Source organism: Allobosea sp. 10L417 (genome assembly GCF_056395485.1).
In genome coordinates this window covers 880464-906692 of record NZ_JBFTJP010000002.1, presented here as the reverse complement: position 1 = coordinate 906692, position 26229 = coordinate 880464, and the positions used below count along the sequence as shown (strand labels likewise).

The window sequence follows — 26229 nt, the reverse complement described above, 5'->3', positions numbered from 1 at the left end:
CCATGAAAACCGCAACCCTTCCCAACCGGGGCCTCAGGATCCTCTGCCCGAACGGCCATCTCGGCTTCGCGCCGAGCCGTCGCGGCTCCTTCGATCACGGCATCGAGGCCTCGCCCGACATCGTCGCCTGTGATTCCGGCTCTTGCGATATCGGCCCGGTCCCGCTCGGCATGGACGGGACCGCGAGCCCGCTCTCCTGGCAGCGCCACGATGTCGAGATGATGTTGCTCGGCGCCCGGCCGCGCGGCCTGCCGGTGATCATCGGCTCGGCCGGCGACACCGGCACCGATAGCCGCGTCGACCGCTTCGTCGACCTCGTCCAGGACATTGCCCGCGAGCATGGCCTGCCGCGCTTCAAGCTCGGCTATTTCTATTCGGAGGTCTCGAAGGAGACGGTGCGTGCCAAGATGGCCGCCGGCGGCACCATCGCGGGCCTGCCCGGCCGCGTCGACCTGACGCCGGCCGAGCTCGACGCGACCGACCGCATCGTCGCCGTCGCCGGCGTGCACCCCTATATCAAGCTGATGGACATGGGCGCCGACGTCATCATCGGCGGCCGGTCCAGCGACTGCGCGATCTTCGCCGCCCCCGCCATCCGCAAGGGCTATCCCGAGGCGCTGGCCTATTATTTCGGCAAGGTGATGGAATGCGCCTCCTTCTGCGCCGAGCCTTATGGCGGCAAGGAATCGATCCTCGGCGAGATCACCATGGACGATGTCCGCGTCACCGCGATGCTGCCGGAGCAGCGCTGCACCGTCGCCTCGGTCGCCGGCCACGCCATGTATGAGCGCGCCAACCCCTATTACGAGCATTTCGTCGGCGGTCATATCGACATGCGCGACTGCGTCTATGAGCAGCTCGACGAGCGCACGACGCGCGTGACCGGCCCGCGCTATGTCCCCGCCACCGATCTTCGGGTCAAGCTCGAAGGCTCCGGCAAGGTCGGCGAGCGCTATGTCGGGCTTGTCGGCATCCGCGACCCCTATACGGTCCAGCGCGTCGACGAGGTCATCGCCTGGGCGCGCCGGATGGTGCAGGAGCGCTTCGGCAGCGAGGGCTACCAGCTCTCCTACAATGTCTATGGGCGCGACGGCGTCATGGGCATGCTGGAGCCGCTGCGCGACAAGCCCGGCCACGAGCTCTGCGTCGTCGTCCAGGCCGTCGCGCCGACGCGCGAGCTGGCGGAGGAGATCTGCATCATGGGCACGCGCCAGATGTTCTATGCGCGGCTGCCCGACGTGAAGGGCACGGCCGGCGGCGTCGCCTTCCTGCTCGACGAAGTGATGCCGGCAAGCCCAGCCTATCGCTGGACGCTGAACCACACCATGCCGATCGCCGACCCGATGGAGCCTTTCCGGGTCCACATGACCGAAGCCGGAGTCTGACATGAGCCCCGCGAGCCGTCCCCTCTCAGCGATCGCCAAGACGATCCGCAGCAAGAATGCCGGCGTCGATCACATCACCTTCGACGTGATCTTCCCGGACCGCGCGAGCTACGACCATGTCAGGGCGAGCGGCGCGCTGTCGCCCGCGGCGGTCTGCCGTGTCTTCGGCATCGACCGCGCGCGACTAACCGACCATGTGGAGTTCGACCCGGCCTTCGCCATCAAGTTCACCATCGCACGCGAGAGCGGCAGCGGCACGCTCGGTGACGGCGACTTGTTCGGCAGCCAGCATTACGCGCCGCTGATCGACGTTCCGATTCCCGAGCCTGCTGCAAGCTAGAACTTGGAGCCAGCGGCACCACGATGCCGCTGGCTCCTCGGCGAATGAGGCGCAACGCCCGCTTCCGGGCGAGGCGCCAATGTCCGGACTTGGCGCAGCCTAGACGCGACCCGTGAAAACAATGAGCTTGGCCCTAGGCTGGATGACTGAGCCTCAGAGCCCGAACAGCCTCTCGAAGAAGTTCTTCTGGCGCTCGGCGCGCTGCCGCGATTGGCCCCGGCCGCTTTCGCCTGCACCAAGCCGCGGCGCAGCGCGACAAGGATCGCGCAGCGACGATTCTGGGCCAGTCCGAAGTCGGGTCCCTCGATGGCCCTCCATTCCGCATCGTAACCTAGACGCTCCAGTTCGGCATATACGTGGTGTTGACGCACTCCGTGGGCCACCTGTCCACGAATCCTAGGCGCCGGTCGTAACAGGTGAATAGGCCCTAGCGGTTAGCGCGCCTGGCGCTCGATGTAAGCAATAAGATCAGCAATCTCGGAACGCGTGAGTGAGAGGTCCGGCATGCGCGAACGATGTGGGTCGCCAAGGAACGCTGCAAGCGTCGCTTCGTTGAAGCGCCCCGATCTACCAATCTGAGCGAAAGTCGGGACAGCGTCAGATGCTCGTCGTTGCCCCGGCGCAACAACGTGACATTCAGCGCACCAGCGCTCGGCAATCCGCTGTCCTTTGGCGCTATCCGCGGAGGCCGCGCCGCCGGCGGGTGCCAGGAGCGCAACTGCAACGACGCCCAAGTAAGCGCTACATCCACGTGTTGTTGCCATAATCGCACCCTCGCTCAAGTTCCGGTCACCAGCTCGTCGGCAAGCTTCACGCCGGCAATGACCTCACGGCAGCCAGGAACTCACCGAGGCAGCTAACCAGCGCCGGAAGGCCGCCCTGCCATCTAGTGGTCGGGCCCTCTTGCAAATTCGACACGCTCCCAACGCGTTTCTGCGATCGACAGTCACTGTTCGCTCTTCAAGCTGAGGATGTACGCGACGACATTTGCGATTTCGTCTGTCTCCAAGATCAGGTTCGGCATTGTAGGGTGTGACGTCTGGAGGAACGCATACAATGCCATCCCCGTCGTGGCGCGTGTGTTCGCGATCGCGGCGAAGGGCGGCGCCTTCGTATTGGGAGAAGATGGTTGCCCGCGCTCCACGGCATGACAAGCAGCGCAGGCCTCCCGCGCGAACGCCAATCCCTTCTGCGCGTCTCCCACCTGTTGTGCGCTCAAGCTTGCCGGCACAATCGAAAGGGCGGCACCAACCGCAAAGCTCCGAAGGCGTGCCATTATCAGACCCTCCTTCGCGCCAATTTTATTGGATAGAACGGCGGATGGCCAGATCGCCAACAGCGCGCTGATTTTCTGGCCGTCCTTAGATCCCATTGGTGGAGATGGTGCTCTTTGAAACTGCCTCTGCAAGCCATCGGATCGCGACGCAGCATCCTGGAACGGTACCGATCCGGCTCACGCGAGCTGCAAACTATAAATCCCCCAACACAAGACGGTTATAGCATCCCACCGGGCAATTTTTCCATACGAGCCCTGACGCAGCATCCTTCAGCTTCAGTTGGCCTACAATGCGCCAGGGTGTGCTTATCGCGCTAGAACGGCAGGCCCTGCTGGCAACTTGGGCGCAGCACAATGCCCCGCGGCCCCCMCGCCTCGGACCAAGCTCTGTCGGCCTGCAATTTTGATTTTTCTCAAGGTGGCAAACAACGGTGCGTGTACCGTTTGAGGATCAGCCTTGGCTCAATTCGCCGGGCTTCGATCGGGCGGCATGACCGCAAGGATGCTGGGTGACGCCGCCCGCCATGTCTCACAGGAGGCTATTATGGCAGATGCAGCAACCAAGCTCCCCGTTGCAGGCGGAACGCACGAGCCTATCTCCCGCCAATCCGAGATGACTGGATTCGATCGCTTGTGGAGCGAGATGGATCGACTATTCGACAATTTTGGCATCCGCTCTGGCAGGCCCTTTGCAGCTCCACTGTCCTTCGATCTGTCGCTACCCCGCTTCGAACGCTTGGGGAGCGTTCCTGCTGTCGACGTTTCCAAAACAGCCGAGTTCTACAATATCACTGCGGAGCTTCCGGGCATCGCTCCGGCTGATGTTCAGGTCAAGTTCGCGGACGGGCTCCTGACCATCAGCGGAGAGAAGAAGAGCGAGAAGGAGCGCAAGGATCAGGACGCTTATGTCTCCGAGCGTCGCTACGGCTCGTTTGTCCGATCGTTCCGGCTGCCGGACGACATCGTCAGCGACAAGATTGATGCTCGGTTTGCCAACGGCGTCCTGAGCATCGCAATCCCGCGACAGGCGCAAGGGCAGCCGAAAGAACAGCTCATCCCCGTCAAGGCAGCCTGACTGCTCCGGACAGTGCGGGCCGGCGCGGCCTAGCCGCGGATAGATCAGCTAGCGCTCGGCGCCGGCCCGAGATGCCGAAACGTTTGAAATTGACAGTATTCGATCGTGAGAAGTCCCATGCTGTATCACGTAACACTCCATCTCGCGCGCACCGCCAGCTATCCCGACGGTCACCCGGGCTGCGGCTATGAGATTCATGCCCCACTCGACTCGACACTGCATCTCGACGCGAAAGCTTGGAGACGGAGCCGCGAAAAGTGCCGCGTGCGGCGCTTCTGGACCGGCGAATCCGACCGCTACGGCTGGCTGATGCACCGGGCCGACGGGTCAGGCGGCGCGACATGGAGCATCGCCGACGACGATACCAGCACGGCAGACGACGAACCTGGCTATAGGATTGAAGGGCACCGCTTTGGAGCGGGCGATCATATCTCAATCAGAGAAGCCGACGATGGGGAGCTACTGCCGTTTCGAGTTGCCTCCCTGAAACTGAAACCACCGCCTACGCGGATTGAGAAGCCAATCTGCGCCTCCGCGCTGCACCGCCGTTCGGCCTGACAGCCGCATTCGAAAGGCCCTTGCGATGGCTTCGACAATTCGAAATTTCGCAAGCATCATGGTTTGCGTTGGGCTGTCGAGCAGCGCTGAAAATCGTGTTGCGCTGGCCGCTTCGCTCGCGTCCCGTTTCGGCAGCCACCTGATCGGCATAGCCGCCGAAGAGGCAACGCTTCCTTATCTCGAAGATGGTCTAGCGACGGCACGCTCGATCCTTATCGAGAACGCGCGCAACGCGGCCTTAGAAGACTTGGCGCAGGCAGAGGCAAATTTCAGACGCGGTGCCAGCCATCTTTCCGATATTGAATGGCGTAGCAATGTTCAAAGCCCGCTGGACTTCATCGCCAGCCAAGCACGAGCGGTCGATCTCATCATCGTCACAAGGTCATCTTCGGGCACTTCCCGCCGCCTCATGACGATCGACCCAGGCGATGCCGTGTTGGGACTGGGGCGGCCTGTACTCGTCGTCCCGCACGACAGCCGAGAAGTTCTGGCCCGTAGCATCATCGTCACCTGGAAGGATACGCGGGAAGCGCGGCGCGCCGTGCTTGATGCTCTGCCATTTCTCCAACGCGCTGAAACCGTGACTGTTCTTTCTGTTGGGGAGGAAACAAGTGTCAAGGGCACAGAGGATGTCTGCACGCATCTGGCACGACATGGGGTCACCGCTCGGCATTTGATCCGTGCGTCGGGATCCGGCTCCTGCGCCGATGCCATCGTGGATGCTGCGTTGGAGGAGGGTAGCGACCTGATAGTATCGGGCGCTTACGGGCACTACCGCACGTTTGAATGGATTTTCGGAGGTGTTACGGGCGATCTTCTCAAAAATTCGCCCGTCCCCCTTTTTATGTCTCATTGAATTTGAAGCAAAATTACTCGACCAATACGGACGGTAAAGAGAAATATATTTGTAAATTGATAATAATCAAATTCAATTTGGTACGACACTTTAGAATACCAATCATATCGAAACGCAGGAGGTCGCCATGAGTGATCTATCACTTCGCGAAAGCGTGCTGAACGAGCTGGAATTCGAACCCAGCGTCAATGCGGCGCATATCGGCGTCGCCGCCGACCACGGCGTCGTCACTTTATCCGGGCATGTCGGCAGCTTCGCCGAGAAGTTGATGGCAGAGCGTGTCGTCCAACGGGTGAAAGGCGTCCGAGCCATCGCGCAGGAGATCGAAGTCCGCTGGCCGTCACATCAGAAGTCCAATGATGACGAAATCGCGCAGCGGGCGCTCAAGATCATCGAATGGGACACCACCATTCCCAACGGCAAGGTCCAGCTCAAGGTCCAGAAGGGCGGGGTCACCCTGACCGGCGAGGTTGCCTGGTACTTCCAAAGCAGCGCCGCAGAATCCGCCGTTCGGAAGCTGTCGGGCGTGATCGGGATCACCAACAACATCGTCATCAAGCCCGCCGTCCAAGCCGGTGACATCAAGCATCGGATCGAGGACGCGTTGAAACGCAACGCGGAACTCGAGGCGAACCAGATCCGCGTGCTCGTATCGGGCGGTCGTGTGACCCTCGAGGGAAAGGTGAGTGCCTGGCACGAACGCGTGCTCGCCGAGCGAGCCGCCTGGGCGGCCCCTGGCGTCAATATCGTCGTGGATCATCTCGCGGTCGCCTGAGGAGCCTCCCAAAAAGCGTCAGACCGGCTGAGATGGGCGTCTCGGCCGGTCCCTTTGAACAGTCTCCAAGGCTGATTGATGGCAAGGAGCGATCATGCCTGCGACCCGGCTGACGATAAGCGAAGTGCGAAGCGTTCGGCGAACGCACTCCGCTTCGATTCCGGCCTACCTGATGCGCGACGACGGGAGCGTTCTTCGGATTTGGCCCAGCGGAAAAATCGAGCGGATCGACACGCTGCGGGGCGGCCCTTTGCAGGAGAAGCGAGATAGGAGGCCAGGCCGCCACCCGAAACCGCCTGATTGCCGTCCGCGAACTTGGTGAGAGAGTTCCCTGCCAAGCAAGAGGGCCGTTCGGCCATGAGGGATCTCAAGAGATCCGGCTGAATTCGTGCCCTCGGCATTGCCCCGCTGCAATCCGCTTTGCTCGACATCAAAGGACAGTCACAGCCAAACACGTTGGGCAGCGTTCATCCGTCTCGGCTATAATGTTAACGTCATGCGACGCGTGAGGTCGATTATGAAAGGCAACCAGGATACAAAATCGGACTACGATCAATGCAACACACTTCTGTTGAGCGCGTATTTCTGTATCATGGGTCAATCCTCAATCGATAATCATCTTCGAAAATATATTGAAGACGCGCTGACGGAATTGCTTAAGACACAAAACCGAAAAGCACCGTCCAACATTATCCCATTTCAACGCAAGTATTGCAAAAGCAGATAGCAAGCCGCCCGATACCGGCGGCTCAAGCGACCTTGCCGGATAGCATCGTCTCGAGATGATTGAGCAGTGCGAATTGCGCTGCCAGGATCGCACCCGGTCGATCTCCGGAGATCGGTGGATTCGACCGCTGCCGCGCGGCATTCGCTCTCGACTTCGGTCCTGCAACGAAAGCGCTCCGTGTCCAGATCGCATTCGACGGCGAACGCTTCGACAACCTTCCCTCCCGTTGCCGAATTCGCCGGAGCGGAGCGAGGGGCTCCTCGGGGACGTCTCCTAGCCAACGAGCCCGGCGCGCACACCCTTCCGTTCCTCAACGACCTCCAATTGCTCACGCACCGTCAAAGGGATCCGGATGCTACCAAACGGACCCCATCAGGTCGGCGGGTTGCTGCCTAGAGCTGGGACTTTCGGCCACCGCCCCTGTCCAAGATTACTTGAATTTCTTTCTGAGCACGACAAGACGAACATCGTCGGGGCATTCATCAACCTCGAACCCCTGCTCGATCTCGATCTCGATTGCTTCGTGATTTTGTCGATCCTCGAGAGATTCGACGGCCTTCACGCCCTTATTTTCAGCGAACTTGCAAATGTGCCTTAGCAGCTCCCAGCCCACGCCTCTATGCTTATATTCGCGTCGGATCGAGATCGCGACCTCCCCTTTCTCCAAGTCGGCGTCGCAAGCGAGCATGCCGGCGGCGATGATCTTCTTCCCGTCATCGGTGAAGGCGATGAAGTTTTCGGTCTGCCTGTCCTCGAGCTTCGTCATGGCCGCCAAGCGATCATGTCCGACCTCCTTGACCGTGGTCAGAAAGCGAAAGCGCAGATCCTCGGGCGACACGTGCCGGAAGAATTCGGCCAGTCCCGCTTCGTCGTCGGGGCGGGCGGGCCTTACGAGAAACCGGAAACCCGCTCGCGTGTCGAGGTAGCGGCTCAAAACGTCGGTCATCATGAGATTTCCCTCCAATCGCTGGGCGATCGAGAATACGGAATTCGGCGGCTCGGCATTTCTGGCGGACCACGAACAGATCGACGCCACGATGATGGTCGATCATCCCTGCGCGGATCTGCCCTTTCGTACTCTCCGAGTGACGGATCCGCTTTGCTTAAAATCAAAGCGGATGGCGTTGGCGCGGTCGTATCGATTTCTCTTCTGAAGCCCCTTGATGGAGCACGGCAATGACCTTTGGGGACATCGATACCGTGACGCACTCGGCTCTGGGTTCCGGGGAGATCGCGTTGATGCAGGCGTGGTGGCGGGCCGCTAACTATCTCTCGGTCGCGCAAATTTACCTGTCGGATAACCCACTGCTGCGCGAGCCTCTGGAGATCGAGCACATCAAGCCACGGTTGCTCGGCCATTGGGGCACGACCCCCGGTCTGAACTTTATCTATTTGCACCTAAATCGCATCATAAGCGCCCGAAATCTCGACATCCTCTTCCTTGCCGGGCCGGGGCATGGCGCGCCGGGTGTGGTGGCGAGCACGCTGATCGAGCACGGGCGCTATATCCGCCAGCACGGTGTTGACATGCCGGAGGTGAGCGATTGGCAGTGGTCCCCGGCCCGGTGAAGGTTGCCGGGCGTCCGACCCGAGCTCGCATCCCCTTGACCAATCTAAAGTGGCTTTCGTGAACTTCGCTCCGCGCCAGCTTGATAATTTACGTCGCGTCGACCGAACGCTGCCCGGTGAAGACGTATCCCACTCCGCGAACGGATTTGATCAGGACCGTCGGATTTTTGCCCAGCTCGATCTTCCTGCGCAGGCGCGAGATCTGCGCGTCGATCGCCCGGTCGAAAGCTTCGTAATTTCGGCCTTTCGTCAAATTCATCAACGTATCGCGAGAGAAAACGCGGCCGGGATGCTTGGCCATCACGAGGAGAATATTGAATTCTCCCGTCGTCAGCGCAACATCCGACCCCTCCGGGGTGACAAGACGGCGCTCCTGAGGATCGAGAATCCATCCATTGAATCGAATGACTTCTGCGCCTTCACCATCGACCGCTTGCACCGGGAGCGGATGGTGTCGGCGCAATACCGTGCGCAACCTCGCCAAGACTTCTCGCAGGTGGAACGGCTTTGCAATGTAGTCATCCGCCCCCATTTCCAGCCCGACGATCCTGTCCACGACGTCATCCCGCCCTGTCAGCATGATGATGGGTACATCCGACTTGCCGCGGATCTCTCGGGCGAGCATCAGTCCGTCCTCTCCGTTGCCGAGGATCAGGTCCAGCAGGACGATGTCGATCGCGTTGCGCTGTAGCGCGTCTCTCATTCCGCGTCCGTCGGCCACCGCACTGACATGGTATCCTTCCTCCTCGAAGTAGCGGATCAGCATCTGGCGGATACGGGGATCGTCGTCCACGACCAGAACATGGGCGGCTCGGGTTGTCGGCTCGGCCATCGCGGGTTGCACCGATTGGACGACGGATCGGATGTTACAATCCGTAACAATTTTAGACGCACGCTAACACGCAGATCTTGGCGGCGCCATGCGTCGCCGCTTTCCTCCCGTCGCCAGATCGAAGCGGAGGATAGCGCTATGCTCATCGTGAATGCGGCGTCCAATTTTCCTTCCCCATTGCCCATCGTCACAAACAGCGAACCGAAACCCGGATTGTTAGGCCTCTTCAGCCAGCAGCCTCTCGAAACGTTCGGGCGTGGCCAGACCGTTTGCCGGGACGGCGATCCAGCGATGCACGTCTTCAAGATCGTGGCCGGGCTCGTCCGCGTTTCCAAGATTCTCAGCGATGGCAGTCGCGTCATCACGGGGTTCTTCTATCCCGGCGAAATCTTCGGCCTTTCTCCGGCCGAACACTTTCTCGGTGACGCCGAGGCCGTCGGAGAGGTGAAACTCCGGCGTTTGAATCGGAATCGCTTTCAGCAGGCGGTCGACAGCTCCGAACAATTGCGCCCCCAATTCATCAACTGGCTGTGCCAGGAGATGGCGAGTGCGCAGGCAAGACTGGTGCTGCTGGCACGCAAGAAGGCCGAAGAGCGCGTGTGCGATCTCCTGGTCATGCTCGCGAGACGTGCAGGCAACGACGACGACCCGGCCACCGAGATCGAAATCCCGATCAGCCGCGTCGACATGGCAGACTATCTCGGCCTCACGATCGAAACAGTATCGAGAACGATGACGAATCTGATCAAGCGGGGGGTCATTCAGTCCATCGCGCGCTATCGGTTTACGATTCGCAAGCCGGCACTCTTGAGGAGCCTTGCCGATGGCGGAGACGAACACGATGATCTGCACCGCAAACCTCCCCGCCAACAGACCACGCGAACGCATTGACGGGTGACCATGACGGTAGTGCGCGGGCCAAGGGCCATCAGTCAGCGGAGCCTGGATCAGGTTCTCGATGACGCCAATATCCTGGTCTATGAGTTCGACGGCACGATAATTCGTTGGAGCGGTGGCTGCGAGGATCTCTACGGTTGGACCAGCCGGGAGGCACTCGGTCGGAATGTCCGCCAGCTCCTCAGGACGGAATTTCCGCAGCCCCTCGATGAAATCCTCGCGGAATTGCGCCGGGACGGAACCTGGAAGGGAGAGCTGACCCAGCGCCACAGGGACGGACGCTCGATATCCGTGGTCAGCCGATGGGTGATCGTAACCGGGCAGTCCCCCGGCGACCTGATCGTCCTTGCAACCAATATCGACATCAGCGACCTGAAAAACGCGCAGACCGCCCTTGCCTCTCGCCAGTCGCACCTGCTCTCCATCCTCGAAACAGTGCCGGAAGCCATGGTGGTGATCGACGAAGCCGGTATCGTGATGTCCTTCAGCAAGGCCGCGGAGAGGCTGTTCGGCTACATGGCCGACGAAGTCTGCGGGCAGAACGTCAAGGTCCTCATGCCCGATCCCGATCGGAGGCGGCATGACGGATACATCAATCGCTACCTCACGACCGGCGAACGGCGAATCATCGGGTTTGGGCGCGTAGTCTCCGGCCAACGCAAGGACGGAACGACATTTCCAATGGAACTCGCAGTTGGGGAAGCCGAAGCTAGCGGCAAGCGCATTTTTACCGGCTTCGTCCGCGATCTGACCAGCCGACACCGGATGGAGGAGGAATTGCGCCAATCCCAGAAGATGGAGGCCATCGGTCAGCTCACCGGGGGGATCGCGCACGACTTCAACAACCTGCTGACGGTGATCAGCGGGAACCTGGAGATGATCGAACGACGTCTCGAAGACGGCCGATTGCGAGACCTGCTACGCGAGGCACAGGGAGCGGCCGATGATGGAGCCAAACTCACGGGCCAACTTCTCGCCTTCGGCCGGCGGCAAGCCCTCAATGCAAAACTCACGGATATAGAGCAGCTCGTGTCGACGTTCGCCGAGCTGCTGCGGAGAACTCTTGGCGAAACCATCGAATTGCAGACCGTCGCCACCGGCCATTCTCTGACGGCGCTCGTCGACACGACCCAGTTGCAGAATGCACTGCTGAACCTTGCTCTCAATGCCCGGGACGCGATGCCGCGCGGCGGACGCCTCAAGGTTGAGACCGCGCGAATTCACCTCGATCCCGACTATGTCCGGATGTACCCGCAGGTTCGGCTGGGCGACTACGTTCTTATCAGCGTCTCCGATACCGGAGTCGGGATGACGGAAGAGGTCAAGCAACGCGCATTCGACCCCTTCTTCACCACGAAAGGTGTGGGCGCCGGGACGGGGCTCGGACTCAGCATGGTCTACGGCTTCGCACGTCAATCCGGCGGCCACATCCAACTGTACAGCGAACTCAACGAGGGAACGACCGTCCGATTGTTTCTTCCCGCCGCCAATCCGGAACGCGTTGCCGATACGAGCAACATCGATCCGGTTCCTGCCGTTAAGCCGCGCGCGGACGAATGTATCCTCGTGGTCGAGGACGATGCCCGCGTACGAAAGGTCGTCATCGCGCGCCTCGAAGAGGAAGGATATCGCGTCATCCAGGCAGCCGACGGCAAGGAAGCGCTGTCGCTGATTGCCGAGCACCCAGAAATTCGACTACTTTTCACCGACATTATCATGCCCGGAGGCATGTTCGGCGATGAACTTGCCAGGGAAGCTCGCCTTCTTCGCCCGGGCCTGAAGGTCCTCTTCACATCCGGCTATGCCGAACCCAGCCTCGCCGGACGCGAGCTCGCGGAAGGAAGCTGGCTCAAGAAACCATATACTGCGCGGGAGCTGGCCACGCGCCTGCGCATGCTGCTCGACTGAAGTTCCACGCAAGCACGACGGCAAGCCTATGCCTACACCGCGCGTGTCACTGGTCGCGCATAGATTGGACTGGCCAAACCGCCGCGGCTCCAGTGTGTAACCCGATCGCTGCAAAAGCGGCCGTGGCGACGATGCCGATGTTCTCCTGTGCCGCGATTCTCGTCCATTCCGTCGCAGCCCCATGCCGGGAAATCTGATCGATTACGACGCTGGGCGTGGCATCGGATGGATCACCACGGCGCGCCGAGACGCGCTCCAAAAGCATCTCTCGCGATGCCTGGAGCCAAAGCCCGCAAAAAGGCACCCCGGCACGTCGAGCCACCTCCCCGATCCGCTCGCGATCGATCCGGTGGTCGAACACGGCGTCGGCGATGGCGGCATGACCCTGCATCAACGCCATATCCGCTGTCTGCATCATAGCCGAGTAGCTTCGAACGGAGACATCCGCACTATAGGCATCCGTCGGTAGTCGGGTCTCTACCGGAACGCCATACAGCTTTTTTCGAATGCGATCCGTCGCGGCTATGCGGGCGCCTGGAGGCGGCCCCAGCATTGGCGCGAGCCTCGCTGCAAGCGTTGACTTCCCCGAACCTGAATAGCCGCCCACGGCGGCCAGCAGAGGAGTTCCGGCTCGTAGCAGGCGGCGGCAAAGGTCGAGATAGCCTCTCGCCTCGCTCAACCGGTCGGACTCCGGTCTCCCACTGTTGACCGCAACGACATGAGCGCGGACCGCCGCTCTGACCGCCATGAAGAATGGCAGCAGTCGGATTCCAAGTTCGTCGTCAAAGGCGTCGAGATAGCGATTGAAAAGGACGTTCGCGAGCGCTTCAAGCTTGCGGTGCCAGAGGTCCATGAGAACGAACGCGAGATCATAGAGAACATCCACGGTCGCCAGGTCCTCATCGAACTCGAGGCAATCGAAGAGCAACGGTTTGCCCCCGGACAGACAGATGTTGCGCAGATGCAGGTCGCCATGCCCGCGCCGGACCTTTCCCTCGCGAGCCCTCTGGTCCAGCAAGCCCGCATGACGCGCGAGCGCTTCCCGACAGCCCGTCACGACGGGTTCGATTTGGCTGCGCGAGAGAATATCCGCATCGGCGAAAGCTCGCTCATTGACAGCAAGTACGCGCTCCATCCGCTTGGCCCCCTCGGCATCCGACGAGACGGGCGCTGCTCGATGGAATCGAGCGATCGCGCCCGCGAGCTCAGAGATGTCGGACGTGATCAAACGGTCCCGTTGCGCCATTCGATCGAAGAGGAAGGTGTCAATTAAGCGTTCCATTTCCAGAACGGCGTCGACCAGCTCTCCGAGGCCGTTCAACGCGAGCTCGCCGTTTCGTTCGCGCGTAATGCGATGGACCGCGCGATAGAGACCCGGAGCCGTCCGACGGTTCAGCATCAGTTCTTGCTCGCACATCGCCAACCGCCGTTCCGGCGTCGATAGATCCACGTAGGCGAGCTTGACCGCGCGTTTCAGCTTGAGGGCGCGGGATCCTATCAGCAAGACGACCGAAATGTGGGTGGAGATCAGTTCCATCCACTCCGCTCCACCGCCGAAAGTGTCGCATGAACCGAGGAAGCAGATCGTTTCATTCTGGCTGGTCATCTGCATGACGAGTCTCCGGACGAAGAACCACTATCGTGCCGCCCAGAGAAATCTCCTTGATACTCGTCAAGCAGGCCTCTTCGCATCTCCGAAACGTAGGCGGAACCAGCCCATCGCAATCGCGTCGCTTTAGGAACTGGGCTTCCTCCTTGACGATGATCAAGGACTGCCGACGGGCTGCGTCTGCGGACCTTCATCAGTCTCATTCGCGAAGTTATGTCCCGCTAAGACAATCCCGCCGATCGGCTGCCATAGAGCGGCCAAAGCTCACTCGGACATGAGAGCCTTCCGTACCGAGCGTCCCCTGCGCTTGGAAGCCGACGAACAGGATCGTCGCGGTACCGCGCCACAGCCATTCCTTCAAATGATGCCGTATGCGTCCCGCATCGCACATGCCGCTTGCTGCGATCACGATATGAAAGCCGCGGAAGCGGTCGATGGCCTTGCTTTGCTCGACGGATTCCGTGAACCGGACTTGGCGATCCTGCAAGGCCTCGAGCAAGGCGTCACCGTTGGCCATGTCGCCCGCGTGTTTCTCGAAGACCCCGCTCGCCTTGGTCGCAAGCGGTGAATCGACGAATATCGGCGCCGTCGGGATGCTGCCTGTCTTCATCAGCGCAGCGTCGCAGTCGGAGGACTTCTCCATGCCCTATGCCGCTAACATGGACCTGCCGCCAACGGTGCGCGGTCATCTGCCCGAGCATGCTCAGGATATCTACCGCGCAACCTTCAACCATGCCTTTGCTTCCCATGCTGCCGATGCCGAACGCGAGGAAATCGCCCACCGCATCGCCTGGGCCGCGGTCAAGCGCTCCTACGCGAAAGATGGCGATCATTGGGTTCTCCTCGGTGACCACGCCGTCTCGGCGAAACGACCATAGTCGACGGATTTCTTGGGAGATCGTTTCGGAAATTGCGGCGCTCTCGGGCGTGATATTCGATGAACGCGTGAGGTACTCGCCCGCATCGCCGCCGAAAATGTTCCCGGCGTGACAGCCATCAAGGGTCAGCTTGCCTGGATCTGGTTCCATAGAGCGCAATCACGATTCAGCCAGGCAGGGGCGCCATGAATCAACCGGCGAGGGCAAGCCGCGAACTCCATGTCCAGCGGGCCTTGCTCCCTGCCCGGCTCCCGAACGTCAGGTCTCATGTCCGGTTCGACGAGCCTGGAAGCATGCTCGTGCCGAGCAATGGCCAGCGCTCGCTTCGGCCCGGTCCTCGATGCGCTTAAGGTCGCGATATTGAAGCGACTGCCGATCGATCAGCACACGCCTCAGCTTGCCCGCGGCTGAATGCCCGAACTCGAAGATAAGGCGGTCCGGACTCGGCGCAACGAACTCAAGATCGATGGCTTATTGATCCGGATCAAGGTTAGCGCCCCAACTTGCTCAATTCTGGCGGCAGGGAGGAGAACGCCATGGAATTCTTCGAAGCCCTAAATGGTCGACGGGCGACCCGCGCATTTTCCCCCCAGCCGGTATCCAGGCCGGTCATCGAGCGCCAGATCGATGCGGCGATCCAAGCTCCAAGCGCGATCAATGAGCAGCCTTGTGATTTCGCGATCATCCAGGAGTACGAGCGACTGGACCGGATTGCAGGAGCAGCGAAGGAACTGATGAGCAACGTTGCTGAACGCGCTCCGCCACGATCAATTCACGCTCACATGCACGATCCCAATTTCAACATTCTCTATCACGCGCCGGCCTTGATCGTTGTCTCGGCGCGAACTGGAGAATGGGCGGTCGAAGATGGAACGCTTGCTGCGGAGAACCTCATGCTGGCCGCTCATGCATTCGGACTCGGCTCATGCTGGAGCGGTCTCGCGCAGCGCTGGCTTGAAACGGAAGATGGCAGGCGCGCCATCGAGCTCCCGGCTGGGTTCATGCCGATCGCTCCAATCATCATAGGCTACCCGTCGGAGAAAGCCGCAGCCGTTCCGAGAACACCCGCTCGCACTCGATGGATCGGAAGCAAGATTGAGATTTGAAATATCTCAATGGATTGAAACCAATCCACTCTCTATGGGCTCACTGTTGTATGCTTTTAAGATAATCGACGATTGATTTAATATTTGCGGATTCCGATGTTTCCGCATTACCATTGGACAAATCGCGTCCCCAAACCGGCATCTCATAATTGCCATGAGCGCGAAGCGACTTCCGACCATCTATAACGTTCACAAGAAAACGTTCAGGAAACACACCACCGTTATTCCGCGTTAGCCTCCGCAGGTCGGAAGGCTTGGTTCTCAGGGCGGGAGCGACCACGCCATCGCCGGCGCCGCCTCGCCCATGGCAGCTCGCGCATCTGCTGTCGTATTCTGCCTTCCCTGCTTCATCCGCGTCGGCTTGAAGAGGAAAATGAGCTCCCGATACGAACAGGACGAAGAACGCGAACCCCGCGAGTTTGATCGCTTTCTGTGCCATGACGCGGTCCCAACCTTGCCTTCGTGCCGGCTGACGAGGGACGGGCTATCTCCCGCAAGCCATGCGGACATGAGAAGCAATATGACGCACGGAAATGCCCGCTCGGCCTTGACGAAGGTCAAAAACCGCGAACTTTCGGAGGCAAGGAGCGTCGCCGGGCGTCACCGGCAAAGGCAAAAGTGTAGGCGCAATCAACGGATCGAAGGCATCATGGTTTGCCGGCTCCGGCATTCAGGACGCCGCAAGCTCCCCCCACCTCTGCGAAGCGAACTCCTTCGGCTTCCAACACCCCAAGAATGGCGTTACGAACGCGGACCTGCTGGCGCCGAACATCACCTTCCATCTCCGCAAGCGTCTGCCGACGGATGCCCGCCCTCCCGGCAAGCTCGGCCTGCTCCCAACCGAGGAGTCCGCGAGCTGCAATTACCAACCGGCCGGCAACCATATCGCGAGTTATAATCCGAACATTTTGTTCGAAATCGGCATGGAGTTCTTGCGGCCTCGAGGGCGCGTGATCATCCGGCATCACGCCCTCCTACGCCGCAACCATTTCAACCGTCCGCGATGGATTTCGCGGAATCGTGAAGCCGGCGCAGATGGGGTGGGCGGCCGCTGACATGCTGATCTCCCGCATCGAGGGCTCGCCGATCGATGCGACGATCAAGAATGTAGATTATGCTGTTATACAGAGAGGCAGCGCCTGAGCGAGCTGGGCTGCCGCAATTTAGCCGGCCCCGGCACTACGCCCGACGGCCGCTGGTATTTTGGCTGCCGCCGTCGTGTTTGTGGGCGCGAATTCTGCCTCTTCAACTGCGCGCGACGCACATCGCGTCCCGCACCGCGAAGGCCCGGTTTCGGACGAGGAGCTAGAGTCCGCCTCTGGCGCGTACCGCTATCGCCCCGTCGCCGACAGCCTTTCCCGCTCCGCTGAAGGCATGGCCAGATAAGCGCTGTAGGAGACCTCAGGATTGTCGAGCCAATGCTCGGCATAGTACGGCACCAATGGTTCATAGGCGTCGAAGACGCGCCTCAAGTCGCGGATCGCATCGCCGCCCTCCTCCGGAAGCGGATTGGCCATGTCGATGCGAAGATCGATCAGGGGCCTGTCCACGCCCGGTGCGCAAGCGATGATGCCGGATGATTTGTGACCGATCAGCTCGCCGCCCGCCGCCCCGCCTGCCTCGATCGCCGTCACGAGCCGCTCGAAGAATGGCATGCCGCCGCTCGCCACGAAGCAGTCGAAGATCGCATCGACAACCCTCGGCCCGACCAGCCCGTTACCCATGGCGACGAAGCCGTCGCCGACACGATGCCCGGTCCAGTCCGAACCCTTCGAGGGACTGTGCGCGGCAGCGCGACCCTCCGCAGTAACGATGCCGATCTGGCGGTAATCGTAGAAGCGATCCTTCTGGCGGATGGCGCTGAGGATGTCCTCGGGACTCCAGCCCCGGGCGGCAAGGTCGAGCCCCGTCAGCCCGTGGCGCCAGTCGGAGTGGCATTGGGAAGAGATCGCGGCCACGCCGCCGCGCACATGCGGGCAGCGCGAGGCGACGCCGAGCGGACTGGTGGCGAGACAAACACCGAGGTGCTCGGTCTCCGGACAACGGGCGACGATGGTGAAGGTCATGAAAGGACGTCCCGGGTTCGATGTCAGAAGGGTCGTGGCGCTACGGAACGCGCTGCATAGATGTCGACCAGCGGCAGATACTCTTCATAGAGCCGCCTGAGATCGGCGAGTCCGCTGCCGCCCTCGTCGATCGGGCGGCCGGGCAGGTCGGCCCGAAGATCGATTTGGCTTTCGGCGCCTGGCGAGCGCACCAGCAGCGAGGCTGAGTTGACAGGAAAGGCGTCGCCAAGGAGAGCCTTGGCCTCCTCCAGCGCGCAGAGCAGCCGGTTCGCCATCGGCGAACCGGCGCTTCCGGCATGTCCTGCCAAGGCCGCGTCGAACGCTGCCTCTCCGCGCGAAAGGCCGTTGCCCAATATGAGCAGGTCGCCGCCGATGCGATGGCCGGCCCAGTTCGTGGCCCGCGCGCCCGTATGGGCGCCGATCTGGCCATCGGCGGTGAGGATGCCGATCTGGCGGTAGTCGAGCCAGCGATCGTGTTGGCGCAGTGCTTCCAGCACCTCCGCCGCTGTAAGCCCGCAGCGCACGAGGTCGAGCGCGAGCGGGCCGACCTTGAGATTGGTGAACCCCTGGCTTGCCACGGCAGCGCGCCCCGTCTCGACATGCGGGCATCGCGCACCGATCGCGATCGAACTGGACGCCAACGCAATGCCGAGGGTGCCGTCCGCCGGATCCCGCGCGAGCACGCTCAGCATCGTGCCCTTGTGCGTGTGGTCGATATTCATGCCGCGCGGCCCGGCTGGCGCATGCGCGCCTCGTCGACGAAGCTCTCGATCGCACTCTCCGCGAGGCGGCGGATCAACGTCTCGAGCCGGGCTTGCGCTGCCGCATCGCCGAGATCGGGCAGCGCTATCGTCAAAGCGCGATGCGAGGCCGCGTAGATCTCCGTCGCCCGCTCGGGATGCGCCTCGACATAGGCCTCGAGGAAGATGCGCTCCTCTTCGGCGGTCAGCTCCGCGAGCTTGAGGATGGCATGAACCTGTCCCGCGGGGATGGCGAGGTCGTAGGCCGGGCTGGTGATCTGGGTGACGAAGCTGCGTGTGTGCCCGAGCGACTCGGCGATGGCCTGTCGCGCGCCCGAACCGCGGCGCTTCAGGAAGGTCTGCAGCAGCAGCTTATAGCGGCGCACCGGCATCAGCTCGTCGAACAGCTCGAACTCGCGGGCGGTGGAGCTGGCGATCTTCTTCGGCTTCATCATACTCCAACCAAACGCGATTCCGATGCGTCGGGCAAGTGAAATGTTTAGCAGATCGCCTGCTCAACCAAACGCCTCATAGACCAAAACACCGCATCGAGAACGAGCAATTATGCCCATTTCAGCGTCATTTTGATCGAAAGAATCCGTTTGCCGTACATTTGTACATTTCAATAAATGCCAGCAATTATAAATAGATAATTCCATCATTCTCGCCCTGGCGAGCGCCTGAGCAGGTTCTGTCGCATTTTTCCCCTTGCCGGCCGATAAGTTTAGTCAATAAACTTTTTGACGGTGATCACACCAACCCTGGGAGGGGTCATATGAAGGGAACAGCGTTTTTGATGGGCGCGGCTATTGCGGTCGCGTTCGGCAGTCAGGGGCTCGCTCCGGCGAAAGCCGCCGAGCCAATCGTCATTGGTTTGTTTGGCCCGATGTCGGGCGAGCGTTCCGCCCTCGGTACGCGTTTCAAGGAAGCAGCCTCGATGTTCGCCGACGAGGTGAATGCAACGGGCGGCATCGGCGGACGGCAGATCGAGATCCGCGTCGAGGATACGCGCGGCGCCCCGCGGGAAGCGGCGACCATCGCCCAGAAATTCGGGCAGGATCCTGCGGTGCTTGCAGTGGTCGGGGGGCAGACCTCAACGGAATCGATGGCGGCCGGGCCAATTCTCGCCGAGGCCAAGCTGGCTCAGGTGGCGCCCACCGCAAGCCACCCCGACTATGTCAAGATAAGCCCCTATCAGTTCCGCACCACGCCGACGCAAGCCTCCATGGTGCAGCCGCATGTGGACATGCTGATCAAGAAGCTCCGCATGAAGAAGATCGCGATCGTCTATTTCAAAGACGATTGGGGCATGGTCACCAACACGCTGGTTGCCAAACGCCTCAAAGAACTCGGCGCCGAGGCCGTGCTGTCCGAGGCGATGATCCCCGAGACGCGAGACTTCCGCCCGCTCATCACCAAGATCAAAGCTGCCGCGCCCGATGGAATCTTTCTCGTGAGCCACTATGCGGAATCGGCGTTGTTCATGCAGCAGCTGCGTCAGGCCGACCCGACCCTGAAGGTCGCCGGCACCGATACGCTGAACGACCCCAAATTCATCGAATTGGCCGGCGATGCGGCAGAAGGGGTCGTGATGCCGACGCAATTTCTCGCCGATGCTCCGGAGGCGATCAAATTCTCGAAAGCCTATGAGGCCAAGTTCGCCAAAGAACCGAATTACTACTCCGCCTTCACCTGGGACGCGATGTTGATCGTCACCAGCGCGATGAAGCAGCTCGTCGCCGACGGCAAGCCGCTGACCCGCCAGGCCATCCGGGACCAGATTGCCTCCTCGGCGCCGATCCAGGGCGTCAGCGGCAGCCTGAAATACGAAGGCTCCGGCGATCTCGGCGAGCGCGAGATTAACTACATCGTGGTCAAGGGCAAAGGTTACCGCCCCTACAACTGACCGCCCTCGAACGCTGCCGGCCTCAAAGGGGAGCCCGCAATCATGGTCGAATTCCTCAGCCAGATCCTGAACGGACTGGTAATAGGGAACGTCTACGCGCTCGTCGCCATCGGCTTCTCGCTGATCTTCGGCGTCACCAATCTGATCAACTTCGCCCAGGGCTCTCTTCTGATGCTCGGCGCGCTCTTCGCCTATACCGGCGTGCGGCTGGGTCTGCCGCTCCCGCTGGCGGCGCTCGCCTCGGTCGCGGTTACCACCGCGGTCGGTATGCTGATCGAGCGGGTCGCGCTGCGCCCGCTTGAGAACGCACCCTGGATCGCGCCGCTTTTGTCCACGCTCGCGATCACCTTCATACTGGATCAGGCGGCCGAGATCATCTGGACGCCGGAAGCGCATGCCTTCCCGAACCCGCTTTCCGGCTACAGCGTCACCATCGGTGCGGCCTATGTTACGGGCATGGACGCCGCCATCCTGGCGATCTCTCTCGCCTCCATGGCCTCGCTCTATTTCTTCCTGACGCGCAGCTGGGCAGGGCGCGCCTTGCGGGCGATGTCGCAGGACATGGACGCCGTCAGGCAGATGGGCGTGAACACCGACCGTCTGCGCCTGCTCGCCTTCGGCCTCGGCTCGGCGCTCGCCGCCATCGCCGGTGTCATGGTCGCGATGTACTACCAGACGGTCTATCCCCAGATGGGTGTGCCCTTCGGCCTCAAGGGCTTCACCGCCGCCCTGCTGGGCGGGCTGGCCAGCATTCCCGGCGCGGTCGCCGGCGGCCTGCTTCTCGGCGTACTCGAGGCGCTCGCTGTCGGCTATGTCGGCGAAGGCTTTCGCGACATGGTCGCCTTCGGCATCCTGCTGGTCATCCTCACCTTTAGGCCCCAGGGCCTGTTCGGCGACAAGCGTCTCGATGCGCTCGGCGGCTCGCGCGGCGCCTCAGGCGTCATGCCGTCGACGAGCATCCTCATCGGCCAGGGCGGCCAGCCGCTGCCACAGGTACGGCTGCTCGCACTGCCTTATCCGCTGCTGGCCGTGGCTGTGGCGGCCTGCGCCGCCCTGCCCTTATTGCCGGTCTCTCCCTACGTCATGCAGGTGGCGCTCCAGGTCGCGATCTTCGCCTTGCTCGCTGCGGGGCTGACGATGCTGTCGGGCGCCTCAGGGATCATGTTCCTTGGCTTCTCCGGCTTCTTCGGCGTCGGTGCCTATGTCGCCGCGCTGACAGCCAAGCAGGGCGCGCCGGCCGATCTCGCCTTGTTCGCGGCGGCGCTGCTCTGTGCCGCGCTGGCCGGGCTGATTGGTCTCCTCTGCTCCGGCTTGACGGGCCATGTCGTCGGCCTCGCGACGCTTGCCATCGGCGTGCTGATCTGGCTCGTCCTGCTGAACTGGACCGATGTCACCGGCGGACCGAACGGCGTGTTCGGCGTCCCGCGTCCTTCGCTGTCCTTCCTCAGGGACGTACCGATGACGTCGGTCTCGGCGCAGTATTGGCTGGCGCTGGCGCTGCTGGTCCTGGTCGTGCTCGGGGTCGGGCGGCTGCTTGCCTCTCCGGTCGGGTTGAGCTGGCGCGCCATCCGCGAGGACCGCGTCGCCGCCCATGCTGCCGGCCTTCCGGTGCGGCGCTATCTCGTCACCGCCTTCGTCCTCGCCGGTGTCTGCGCCGGTCTCGCAGGCGGACTCTTCGCCTTCCTGCAGCGCTTCATCAGCCCCGACAGCTTCCGCCTCGATACCTCCTTTCTGATGGTCGCGATCATCGTCCTCGGCGGCCTCGGAAACCTCACAGGCGCTCTGCTGGGCGCGATCGCCCTGATCGTGCTGCCCGAGGCGCTACGCGAGGCGGCGGAGTTCCGGATGATCCTGTTCGGTGCTGTCCTTTATCTCACGCTGCGGTTCCGGCCGCAGGGCATCGCAGGAGTCCGCTGATGCACGGCATGCGCAATCAGCCCATCGCCGGGGGTCTCGAGCTCACCGGCGTGGAAGTCGCCTTCGGCGGCCTCAAGGCGGTCCGCGGGGTCGATCTCAAGGTCGCACCCGGCGAATTCGTCGGCATCGTCGGTCCCAACGGCGCCGGCAAATCGACGCTGATCCAGACGATCACAGGCTTCGTGCAGCCTACCGCCGGCACCATCGCCTTTGCCCGCCATCGCCTGGACGGGCGCGCGCCGGAAGACATCGCCGCGCTCGGCGTGGCGCGCACCTTCCAGACCAGCCGCGTCTTTCCGGCACTCACGATCGCCGAGAGCGTTAGGATCGGCAGCCAACGCGCCTTGATCGGGGGCGGTCGTTCGCCTGCACGCTTCGGCCGCATCAAGGAGCCGCTCGGCGCGTTGTTCGGTTTGGGCGGCTATGGCGCGGCGGCGCGGGAGGCCGAGGCCAGGGTTGACGAGATTCTCAAGCTCTTCGGCGAGCGGCTCTGGCCGCGCCGCGATCAGCCAACCCACAGCCTCTCCTATGCCAATCGCCGCAGGCTCGATATTGCTCGCGCGCTCGCGACCTCACCGGATCTGCTGCTGCTCGACGAGCCGACGGCCGGAATGAACCCGACGGAGAGCCACGAACTCGCCGACCTCCTGCTAGACATGCGCCGGCGTTTCCCGGCGATGGCGATCGTCATGGTCGAGCACAAGCTCGACATCGTCCGCAAATTGACCCAGCGGACCGTCGTCATGGCGCAGGGCAAGGTCATCGTCGACGACGAGCCGGACCGCGCCTTCGCCGATCCCCAGGTCGCAGCCGCCTATCTTGGCCAGGGCGGCGGCGGCGCTCGCAGCCAAGTCGTCGTCAAAGGCCATCTCGACCACGGACCCGAGGTCCCGATGCCCGGCCCGGTGGAGAGTCCGGCGATCGAACTGAAGGACGTCGACATCTTCTACGGGCCGATCCAGGCGCTGTTCGGCGTCTCGCTGAAGGTCGGACGCGGCGAGGCGGTGGCGGTGCTCGGCGGCAACGCATCCGGCAAATCGACGACAATCAAGACCGTGTTGCGGCTCGTCACCCCGCGCAAGGGCCAGATCATGCTCTATGGCCGGCCTTTGCAGGTCAAGAGCACCGCCGAGGTGATCGCCCAAGGCATCGCCTCGATCCCCGAGGGCCGGCGCATGTTCGCCGAGCTGACCGTGCGCGACAACATCCTGATGGGCGCCTATGCCCGTAGAGCCGCCCCGCGGCGGGATATCGATCGGGACATCGAGGCCACGGTCGCCGAGTTCCCCTGGCTGTCCAGCCGACTTGACCAGCTCGCGGGCACCCTGTCCGGGGGCGAGCAGCAGATGGTCGCCATGGCGCGGGCCTGGTTGCGAAAGCCACTCGTGCTGTGCATCGACGAGCCATCAATGGGCCTGTCGCCGCTCATGGTCGACCGTGTCTACGAAATCCTCGCGCGCTGGAAATCGCAGGGGCTGACCATCCTCATGGTCGAGCAGAGCGCCAACAAGGCGCTGGAACTGGTCGACCGTGCCTATGTGCTGCGCAACGGCATCGTCTCGCTGGAAGGTCGCGCCGCAGAGCTGCGCGATAACCAAGCCGTGCGCGAGGCCTATCTCGGAGGAGACAACATCTCGCCCTCCGCCTCCGCTTCCTCGGGCCTCGCGCCCAGTTCCGTTCACTGATCCGGCTCTCGAAAAGCCGTTCCACCTGGGAGTACCTCACGATGGGCTTGCGCGTTGGCGTCGATATCGGCGGCACATTTACCGATTTTGCGGTGCTCGACCCCGAAACCGGTCATTTCGAAATCGGCAAGGTGCTGAGCACCCCGGCTGATCCGGCCGAGGCGGTCATCGAGGGGCTGAAGGCCCGCATGGCCCAGAGCGGCCGGCAGATGGGCGAAATCAGCGAAGTCGTGCACGCCACCACTATCGCGACTAACACCGTGATCCAGCGCAAGGGTCCGACGACCGCGCTGATCACCACCAAAGGCTTCCGCGACGTCATCCTGATCGGCCGCCAGAAGCGCTACGAGCTTTATGACAACATGGCCGGCCGGCCCCTGCCGCTGGTGCCGCGCGACTTCGTCTTCGAGATCGAGGAGCGCATGCTCTTCACCGGCGTGGTCCAGACGGCTCTCGACGAAGCCGGTGCCCGCCTCGTTGCACGGCAGCTCGTCGAGCGCGGCGTCGTCGCCGTCGCGATTTGCTTTCTGCATTCATACGCCAACCCAGCGCATGAGAGGCGCGTCGCCGAGATCCTGCGCGAGGAAGCGCCGGAGCTGATGGTCTCGGTCTCCAGCGAGGTCTCGCCGCTCTATCGCGAGTTCGAGCGCACCAGCACCACTGTGATGAACGCCTATGTCATGCCCGGCGTCGCCTCCTATGTGGAACGCCTCGACCGCCAGTTGCGGGCGCTCGGCGCACTGGTTCCCATGCTGATCATGCAGTCGAACGGCGGTGTCGCCACCGCCGATACCGTCAAGCGCTTCCCGATCCGCATCATCGAGAGCGGCCCGGCCGCAGGCGTGCTGACGGCCGCGCGGTTCGCGCCCGCCGCTGGCACCGACAACCTCATCTCCTTCGACATGGGCGGCACCACCGCCAAGCTCTGCCTCGTGGAGGGCGGCAAGCCGCTGCTGACCAGCCAGTTCGAGGTGGACATGACCCATCTCAAGAAGGGCAGCGGACTGCCGGTGAGTATCCCCGCCGTCGACCTGATCGAGATCGGCTCCGGCGGCGGCAGCATCGCCAAGGTCGAGCTCGGCGCCATCGCCGTCGGCCCGGAGAGCGCGGGTTCGGTGCCCGGCCCGACCTGCTATGGCCGTGGCGGCAACAGGCCGACCGTCACGGATGCCGACCTCGTCCTCGGCTATCTCAACCCCGACTATTTCCTCGGCGGCGAGATGAAGCTCGACGCCGAGGCCGCGCTGACCGCGATCGAGGCCGACGTCGCGGTGCCGCTCGGCATCGACGTGATGCAGGCGGCTTGGGGCATCCACGAGATCGTCACCGCACAGATGGCGCAGGCCGCGCGCGCCGTCACAATCAATTGCGGCAAGGATCCGCGCCTGTTCGCTCTGGTGCCTTTCGGGGGCGCGGGCCCGGTGCACGGCACCCGGCTCGCCCGCATGCTCGGCTGCCCGAAAGTGGTCTTCCCGCGCGCGGCCGGAGTCGAATCCGCCGTCGGCCTGTTGATGGCGGAGACCTCGCTCGATCTCGCCCGCACGCAGGTGATGAACCTGGACGACGACGCCCTCGCCGAGATCAACACGCTCTATGCCGACCTGGAAGTGCAAGCCCGCCGGCAGCTCGACGAGGCCGGAGTGCCGCGCGAGCGCCAGAGCTTCTCCGCCAGCTGCGATATGCGCTTCGCCGGCCAGGGCTTCGAGATCGCCGTGGACCTGCCGGCCTATCCCTATGCGCCCGGAGATCTGGAAACGCTGCGCGGGGCCTTCCATGCGGCCTACGCCAAATCTTACGGCGCCAGAACTTTCGATCCGGACTGGACCATAGTCGCGGTCCATTGGCGCCTGAGGGCCATCGCAGTCGGCAAGACTCTGACCATGGACGAGCTGCCGAAGCAGGCCGGCGGCGTCGAGCGTGCCCGCCGCAGCCAGCGCCAGGTCTGGTTTCCCGAAACCGACGGCTTCACGCTCTGCGACGTCTACGATCGCTATCGGCTCAGCGCAGGAGACGTCTTCGCCGGGCCGGCCATCGTCGAGGAACGCGAGTCCACCATCGTCCTGCCGCCGGGCTGCGAAACTACCGTCGACTCGCACGGCAATCTCATCACCACGCTCGCCTGAA

At 62.4% G+C, this 26229-nt stretch carries 26 protein-coding genes and 2 pseudogenes; 16 read left to right on the top strand and 12 right to left on the bottom strand.

Annotated elements, in window-relative coordinates; all coding sequences use genetic code 11:
- The first annotated feature begins 2 nt into the window (after nt 1–2).
- Together AC1DE3_RS10465 and AC1DE3_RS10460 are read left to right on the top strand one after the other, a co-directional pair.
- The gene (locus AC1DE3_RS10465; RefSeq protein ID WP_476852337.1) at nt 3–1385 is read left to right on the top strand and encodes an acyclic terpene utilization AtuA family protein; all 1383 of its coding nucleotides are present in this window, start codon (nt 3–5) and stop codon (nt 1383–1385) included.
- Between the two features lies 1 nt (nt 1386).
- Nucleotides 1387–1725 carry a DUF4387 domain-containing protein gene (locus tag AC1DE3_RS10460; protein ID WP_476795305.1) on the top strand — a complete coding sequence of 113 codons (339 nt, stop codon included), beginning with the start codon at nt 1387–1389 and terminating at the stop codon, nt 1723–1725.
- On the opposite strand, the gene AC1DE3_RS10455 is transcribed toward AC1DE3_RS10460, so the two are convergent.
- The 3 genes from AC1DE3_RS10455 to AC1DE3_RS10445 form a co-directional block, all read right to left on the bottom strand.
- Nucleotides 1722–2096 carry a hypothetical protein gene (locus AC1DE3_RS10455; protein WP_441514371.1) on the bottom strand — a complete coding sequence of 125 codons (375 nt, stop codon included), beginning with the start codon at nt 2094–2096 and terminating at the stop codon, nt 1722–1724. The genes AC1DE3_RS10460 and AC1DE3_RS10455 overlap by 4 nt on opposite strands.
- A 63-nt stretch (nt 2097–2159) precedes the next feature.
- Nucleotides 2160–2489, bottom strand: a complete 330-nt coding sequence (locus AC1DE3_RS10450) for a c-type cytochrome (RefSeq protein WP_476852355.1) — start codon at nt 2487–2489, stop codon at nt 2160–2162.
- 182 nt (nt 2490–2671) lie between these two features.
- Nucleotides 2672–3001 (bottom strand): c-type cytochrome, encoded by a 330-nt coding sequence (locus AC1DE3_RS10445; RefSeq protein WP_476795306.1) that lies wholly within the window; start codon nt 2999–3001, stop codon nt 2672–2674.
- Nucleotides 3002–3458: 457 nt separating this feature from the next.
- Between AC1DE3_RS10445 and AC1DE3_RS10440 the strand changes: the two genes are divergently transcribed.
- From AC1DE3_RS10440 to AC1DE3_RS10425, 4 genes are all read left to right on the top strand, one after another.
- Nucleotides 3459–4076, top strand: coding sequence for an Hsp20/alpha crystallin family protein (locus AC1DE3_RS10440; protein WP_476852336.1), 618 nt, complete (start codon nt 3459–3461; stop codon nt 4074–4076).
- A 117-nt stretch (nt 4077–4193) separates the two neighbouring features.
- On the top strand, nt 4194–4634 hold the full coding sequence (locus AC1DE3_RS10435) for a hypothetical protein (protein WP_476852335.1): 441 nt from the start codon (nt 4194–4196) through the stop codon (nt 4632–4634).
- Between the two features lie 25 nt (nt 4635–4659).
- Nucleotides 4660–5490, top strand: a complete 831-nt coding sequence (locus AC1DE3_RS10430; protein ID WP_476852334.1) for a universal stress protein — start codon at nt 4660–4662, stop codon at nt 5488–5490.
- 127 nt (nt 5491–5617) lie between these two features.
- Nucleotides 5618–6265, top strand: a complete 648-nt coding sequence (locus tag AC1DE3_RS10425) for a BON domain-containing protein (protein ID WP_476852333.1) — start codon at nt 5618–5620, stop codon at nt 6263–6265.
- A gap of 1157 nt (nt 6266–7422) precedes the next feature.
- Here the strand turns inward: AC1DE3_RS10425 and AC1DE3_RS10420 are convergent.
- Nucleotides 7423–7941 (bottom strand): N-acetyltransferase family protein, encoded by a 519-nt coding sequence (locus tag AC1DE3_RS10420; RefSeq protein ID WP_476852332.1) that lies wholly within the window; start codon nt 7939–7941, stop codon nt 7423–7425.
- Here AC1DE3_RS10420 and AC1DE3_RS10415 point away from each other — a divergent pair.
- Nucleotides 7940–8146, top strand: coding sequence for a hypothetical protein (locus tag AC1DE3_RS10415; RefSeq protein ID WP_476852331.1), 207 nt, complete (start codon nt 7940–7942; stop codon nt 8144–8146). The genes AC1DE3_RS10420 and AC1DE3_RS10415 overlap by 2 nt on opposite strands.
- A gap of 85 nt (nt 8147–8231) precedes the next feature.
- Nucleotides 8232–8486 (top strand): annotated as a pseudogene (locus AC1DE3_RS10410) (phosphoketolase family protein); the annotation flags it as partial.
- Between the two features lie 163 nt (nt 8487–8649).
- Here AC1DE3_RS10410 and AC1DE3_RS10405 read toward each other — a convergent pair.
- Nucleotides 8650–9393, bottom strand: a complete 744-nt coding sequence (locus AC1DE3_RS10405; RefSeq protein WP_441511525.1) for a response regulator — start codon at nt 9391–9393, stop codon at nt 8650–8652.
- Between the two features lie 138 nt (nt 9394–9531).
- Here AC1DE3_RS10405 and AC1DE3_RS10400 point away from each other — a divergent pair, with 138 nt between their 5' ends.
- Both AC1DE3_RS10400 and AC1DE3_RS10395 read left to right on the top strand, forming a co-directional pair.
- Entirely contained in the window at nt 9532–10284 is a 753-nt protein-coding gene (locus AC1DE3_RS10400) for a Crp/Fnr family transcriptional regulator (RefSeq protein WP_476852330.1), read from the top strand.
- A gap of 9 nt (nt 10285–10293) precedes the next feature.
- Entirely contained in the window at nt 10294–12198 is a 1905-nt protein-coding gene (locus AC1DE3_RS10395) for a hybrid sensor histidine kinase/response regulator (protein WP_476852354.1), read from the top strand.
- A gap of 46 nt (nt 12199–12244) precedes the next feature.
- On the opposite strand, the gene AC1DE3_RS10390 is transcribed toward AC1DE3_RS10395, so the two are convergent.
- Together AC1DE3_RS10390 and AC1DE3_RS10385 are read right to left on the bottom strand one after the other, a co-directional pair.
- Nucleotides 12245–13810 (bottom strand): bifunctional aminoglycoside phosphotransferase/ATP-binding protein, encoded by a 1566-nt coding sequence (locus AC1DE3_RS10390; RefSeq protein WP_476779710.1) that lies wholly within the window; start codon nt 13808–13810, stop codon nt 12245–12247.
- Between the two features lie 286 nt (nt 13811–14096).
- Nucleotides 14097–14420: pseudogene (locus AC1DE3_RS10385) on the bottom strand (MBL fold metallo-hydrolase); the annotation flags it as partial.
- A 28-nt stretch (nt 14421–14448) separates the two neighbouring features.
- On the opposite strand from AC1DE3_RS10385, the gene AC1DE3_RS10380 reads away from it, so the two are divergent.
- A complete protein-coding gene (locus AC1DE3_RS10380; RefSeq protein WP_441511521.1) occupies nt 14449–14685 on the top strand; it encodes a ChaB family protein in 237 nt (78 codons plus the stop codon).
- A 536-nt stretch (nt 14686–15221) separates the two neighbouring features.
- Complete coding sequence (locus AC1DE3_RS10375) at nt 15222–15791, top strand: nitroreductase family protein (protein WP_441511520.1); 570 nt, start codon at nt 15222–15224, stop codon at nt 15789–15791.
- Between the two features lie 40 nt (nt 15792–15831).
- Here the strand turns inward: AC1DE3_RS10375 and AC1DE3_RS10370 are convergent, their stop codons facing one another.
- From AC1DE3_RS10370 to AC1DE3_RS10350, 5 genes are all read right to left on the bottom strand, one after another.
- A complete protein-coding gene (locus tag AC1DE3_RS10370) occupies nt 15832–16230 on the bottom strand; it encodes a c-type cytochrome (RefSeq protein ID WP_441511519.1) in 399 nt (132 codons plus the stop codon).
- Between the two features lie 208 nt (nt 16231–16438).
- Nucleotides 16439–16756, bottom strand: a complete 318-nt coding sequence (locus tag AC1DE3_RS10365) for a helix-turn-helix domain-containing protein (RefSeq protein ID WP_441511518.1) — start codon at nt 16754–16756, stop codon at nt 16439–16441.
- A 366-nt stretch (nt 16757–17122) separates the two neighbouring features.
- Complete coding sequence (locus tag AC1DE3_RS10360) at nt 17123–17857, bottom strand: DUF1028 domain-containing protein (protein WP_441511517.1); 735 nt, start codon at nt 17855–17857, stop codon at nt 17123–17125.
- A 23-nt stretch (nt 17858–17880) separates the two neighbouring features.
- Nucleotides 17881–18579, bottom strand: coding sequence for a DUF1028 domain-containing protein (locus AC1DE3_RS10355; RefSeq protein WP_441511516.1), 699 nt, complete (start codon nt 18577–18579; stop codon nt 17881–17883).
- Nucleotides 18576–19049: a hypothetical protein gene (locus AC1DE3_RS10350; RefSeq protein WP_441511515.1), complete on the bottom strand. Its 474-nt coding sequence runs from the start codon at nt 19047–19049 to the stop codon at nt 18576–18578. The genes AC1DE3_RS10355 and AC1DE3_RS10350 overlap by 4 nt, the downstream gene beginning before the upstream one ends.
- A gap of 323 nt (nt 19050–19372) precedes the next feature.
- On the opposite strand from AC1DE3_RS10350, the gene AC1DE3_RS10345 reads away from it, so the two are divergent.
- The 4 genes from AC1DE3_RS10345 to AC1DE3_RS10330 are packed head-to-tail and all read left to right on the top strand — an operon-like array spanning nt 19373 to nt 26228.
- The gene (locus AC1DE3_RS10345) at nt 19373–20503 is read left to right on the top strand and encodes an ABC transporter substrate-binding protein (RefSeq protein WP_441511514.1); all 1131 of its coding nucleotides are present in this window, start codon (nt 19373–19375) and stop codon (nt 20501–20503) included.
- Nucleotides 20504–20545: 42 nt separating this feature from the next.
- Nucleotides 20546–22420: an ABC transporter permease gene (locus AC1DE3_RS10340; RefSeq protein ID WP_441511513.1), complete on the top strand. Its 1875-nt coding sequence runs from the start codon at nt 20546–20548 to the stop codon at nt 22418–22420.
- Between the two features lie 8 nt (nt 22421–22428).
- Nucleotides 22429–24105, top strand: a complete 1677-nt coding sequence (locus AC1DE3_RS10335) for an ATP-binding cassette domain-containing protein (RefSeq protein WP_476852329.1) — start codon at nt 22429–22431, stop codon at nt 24103–24105.
- A 41-nt stretch (nt 24106–24146) separates the two neighbouring features.
- Nucleotides 24147–26228, top strand: a complete 2082-nt coding sequence (locus AC1DE3_RS10330) for a hydantoinase/oxoprolinase family protein (RefSeq protein ID WP_441511511.1) — start codon at nt 24147–24149, stop codon at nt 26226–26228.
- Nucleotide 26229 lies beyond the last annotated feature (1 nt).

Excerpts from the sequence above, each read along its gene's own strand:
- AC1DE3_RS10465 (WP_476852337.1), top strand. The coding sequence starts at position 3 with ATGAAAACCGCAACCCTTCCCAACCGGGGCCTCAGGATCCTCTGCCCG.
- AC1DE3_RS10460 (WP_476795305.1), top strand. The coding sequence starts at position 1,387 with ATGAGCCCCGCGAGCCGTCCCCTCTCAGCGATCGCCAAGACGATCCGC.
- AC1DE3_RS10450 (WP_476852355.1), bottom strand. The coding sequence starts at position 2,489 with ATGGCAACAACACGTGGATGTAGCGCTTACTTGGGCGTCGTTGCAGTT.
- AC1DE3_RS10445 (WP_476795306.1), bottom strand. The coding sequence starts at position 3,001 with ATGGCACGCCTTCGGAGCTTTGCGGTTGGTGCCGCCCTTTCGATTGTG.
- AC1DE3_RS10435 (WP_476852335.1), top strand. The coding sequence starts at position 4,194 with ATGCTGTATCACGTAACACTCCATCTCGCGCGCACCGCCAGCTATCCC.
- AC1DE3_RS10430 (WP_476852334.1), top strand. The coding sequence starts at position 4,660 with ATGGCTTCGACAATTCGAAATTTCGCAAGCATCATGGTTTGCGTTGGG.
- AC1DE3_RS10425 (WP_476852333.1), top strand. The coding sequence starts at position 5,618 with ATGAGTGATCTATCACTTCGCGAAAGCGTGCTGAACGAGCTGGAATTC.
- AC1DE3_RS10415 (WP_476852331.1), top strand. The coding sequence starts at position 7,940 with ATGAGATTTCCCTCCAATCGCTGGGCGATCGAGAATACGGAATTCGGC.
- AC1DE3_RS10420 (WP_476852332.1), bottom strand. The coding sequence starts at position 7,941 with ATGATGACCGACGTTTTGAGCCGCTACCTCGACACGCGAGCGGGTTTC.
- AC1DE3_RS10405 (WP_441511525.1), bottom strand. The coding sequence starts at position 9,393 with ATGGCCGAGCCGACAACCCGAGCCGCCCATGTTCTGGTCGTGGACGAC.
- AC1DE3_RS10400 (WP_476852330.1), top strand. The coding sequence starts at position 9,532 with ATGCTCATCGTGAATGCGGCGTCCAATTTTCCTTCCCCATTGCCCATC.
- AC1DE3_RS10395 (WP_476852354.1), top strand. The coding sequence starts at position 10,294 with ATGACGGTAGTGCGCGGGCCAAGGGCCATCAGTCAGCGGAGCCTGGAT.
- AC1DE3_RS10390 (WP_476779710.1), bottom strand. The coding sequence starts at position 13,810 with ATGCAGATGACCAGCCAGAATGAAACGATCTGCTTCCTCGGTTCATGC.
- AC1DE3_RS10380 (WP_441511521.1), top strand. The coding sequence starts at position 14,449 with ATGCCCTATGCCGCTAACATGGACCTGCCGCCAACGGTGCGCGGTCAT.
- AC1DE3_RS10375 (WP_441511520.1), top strand. The coding sequence starts at position 15,222 with ATGGAATTCTTCGAAGCCCTAAATGGTCGACGGGCGACCCGCGCATTT.
- AC1DE3_RS10370 (WP_441511519.1), bottom strand. The coding sequence starts at position 16,230 with ATGGCACAGAAAGCGATCAAACTCGCGGGGTTCGCGTTCTTCGTCCTG.
- AC1DE3_RS10365 (WP_441511518.1), bottom strand. The coding sequence starts at position 16,756 with ATGCCGGATGATCACGCGCCCTCGAGGCCGCAAGAACTCCATGCCGAT.
- AC1DE3_RS10360 (WP_441511517.1), bottom strand. The coding sequence starts at position 17,857 with ATGACCTTCACCATCGTCGCCCGTTGTCCGGAGACCGAGCACCTCGGT.
- AC1DE3_RS10355 (WP_441511516.1), bottom strand. The coding sequence starts at position 18,579 with ATGAATATCGACCACACGCACAAGGGCACGATGCTGAGCGTGCTCGCG.
- AC1DE3_RS10350 (WP_441511515.1), bottom strand. The coding sequence starts at position 19,049 with ATGAAGCCGAAGAAGATCGCCAGCTCCACCGCCCGCGAGTTCGAGCTG.
- AC1DE3_RS10345 (WP_441511514.1), top strand. The coding sequence starts at position 19,373 with ATGAAGGGAACAGCGTTTTTGATGGGCGCGGCTATTGCGGTCGCGTTC.
- AC1DE3_RS10340 (WP_441511513.1), top strand. The coding sequence starts at position 20,546 with ATGGTCGAATTCCTCAGCCAGATCCTGAACGGACTGGTAATAGGGAAC.
- AC1DE3_RS10335 (WP_476852329.1), top strand. The coding sequence starts at position 22,429 with ATGCGCAATCAGCCCATCGCCGGGGGTCTCGAGCTCACCGGCGTGGAA.
- AC1DE3_RS10330 (WP_441511511.1), top strand. The coding sequence starts at position 24,147 with ATGGGCTTGCGCGTTGGCGTCGATATCGGCGGCACATTTACCGATTTT.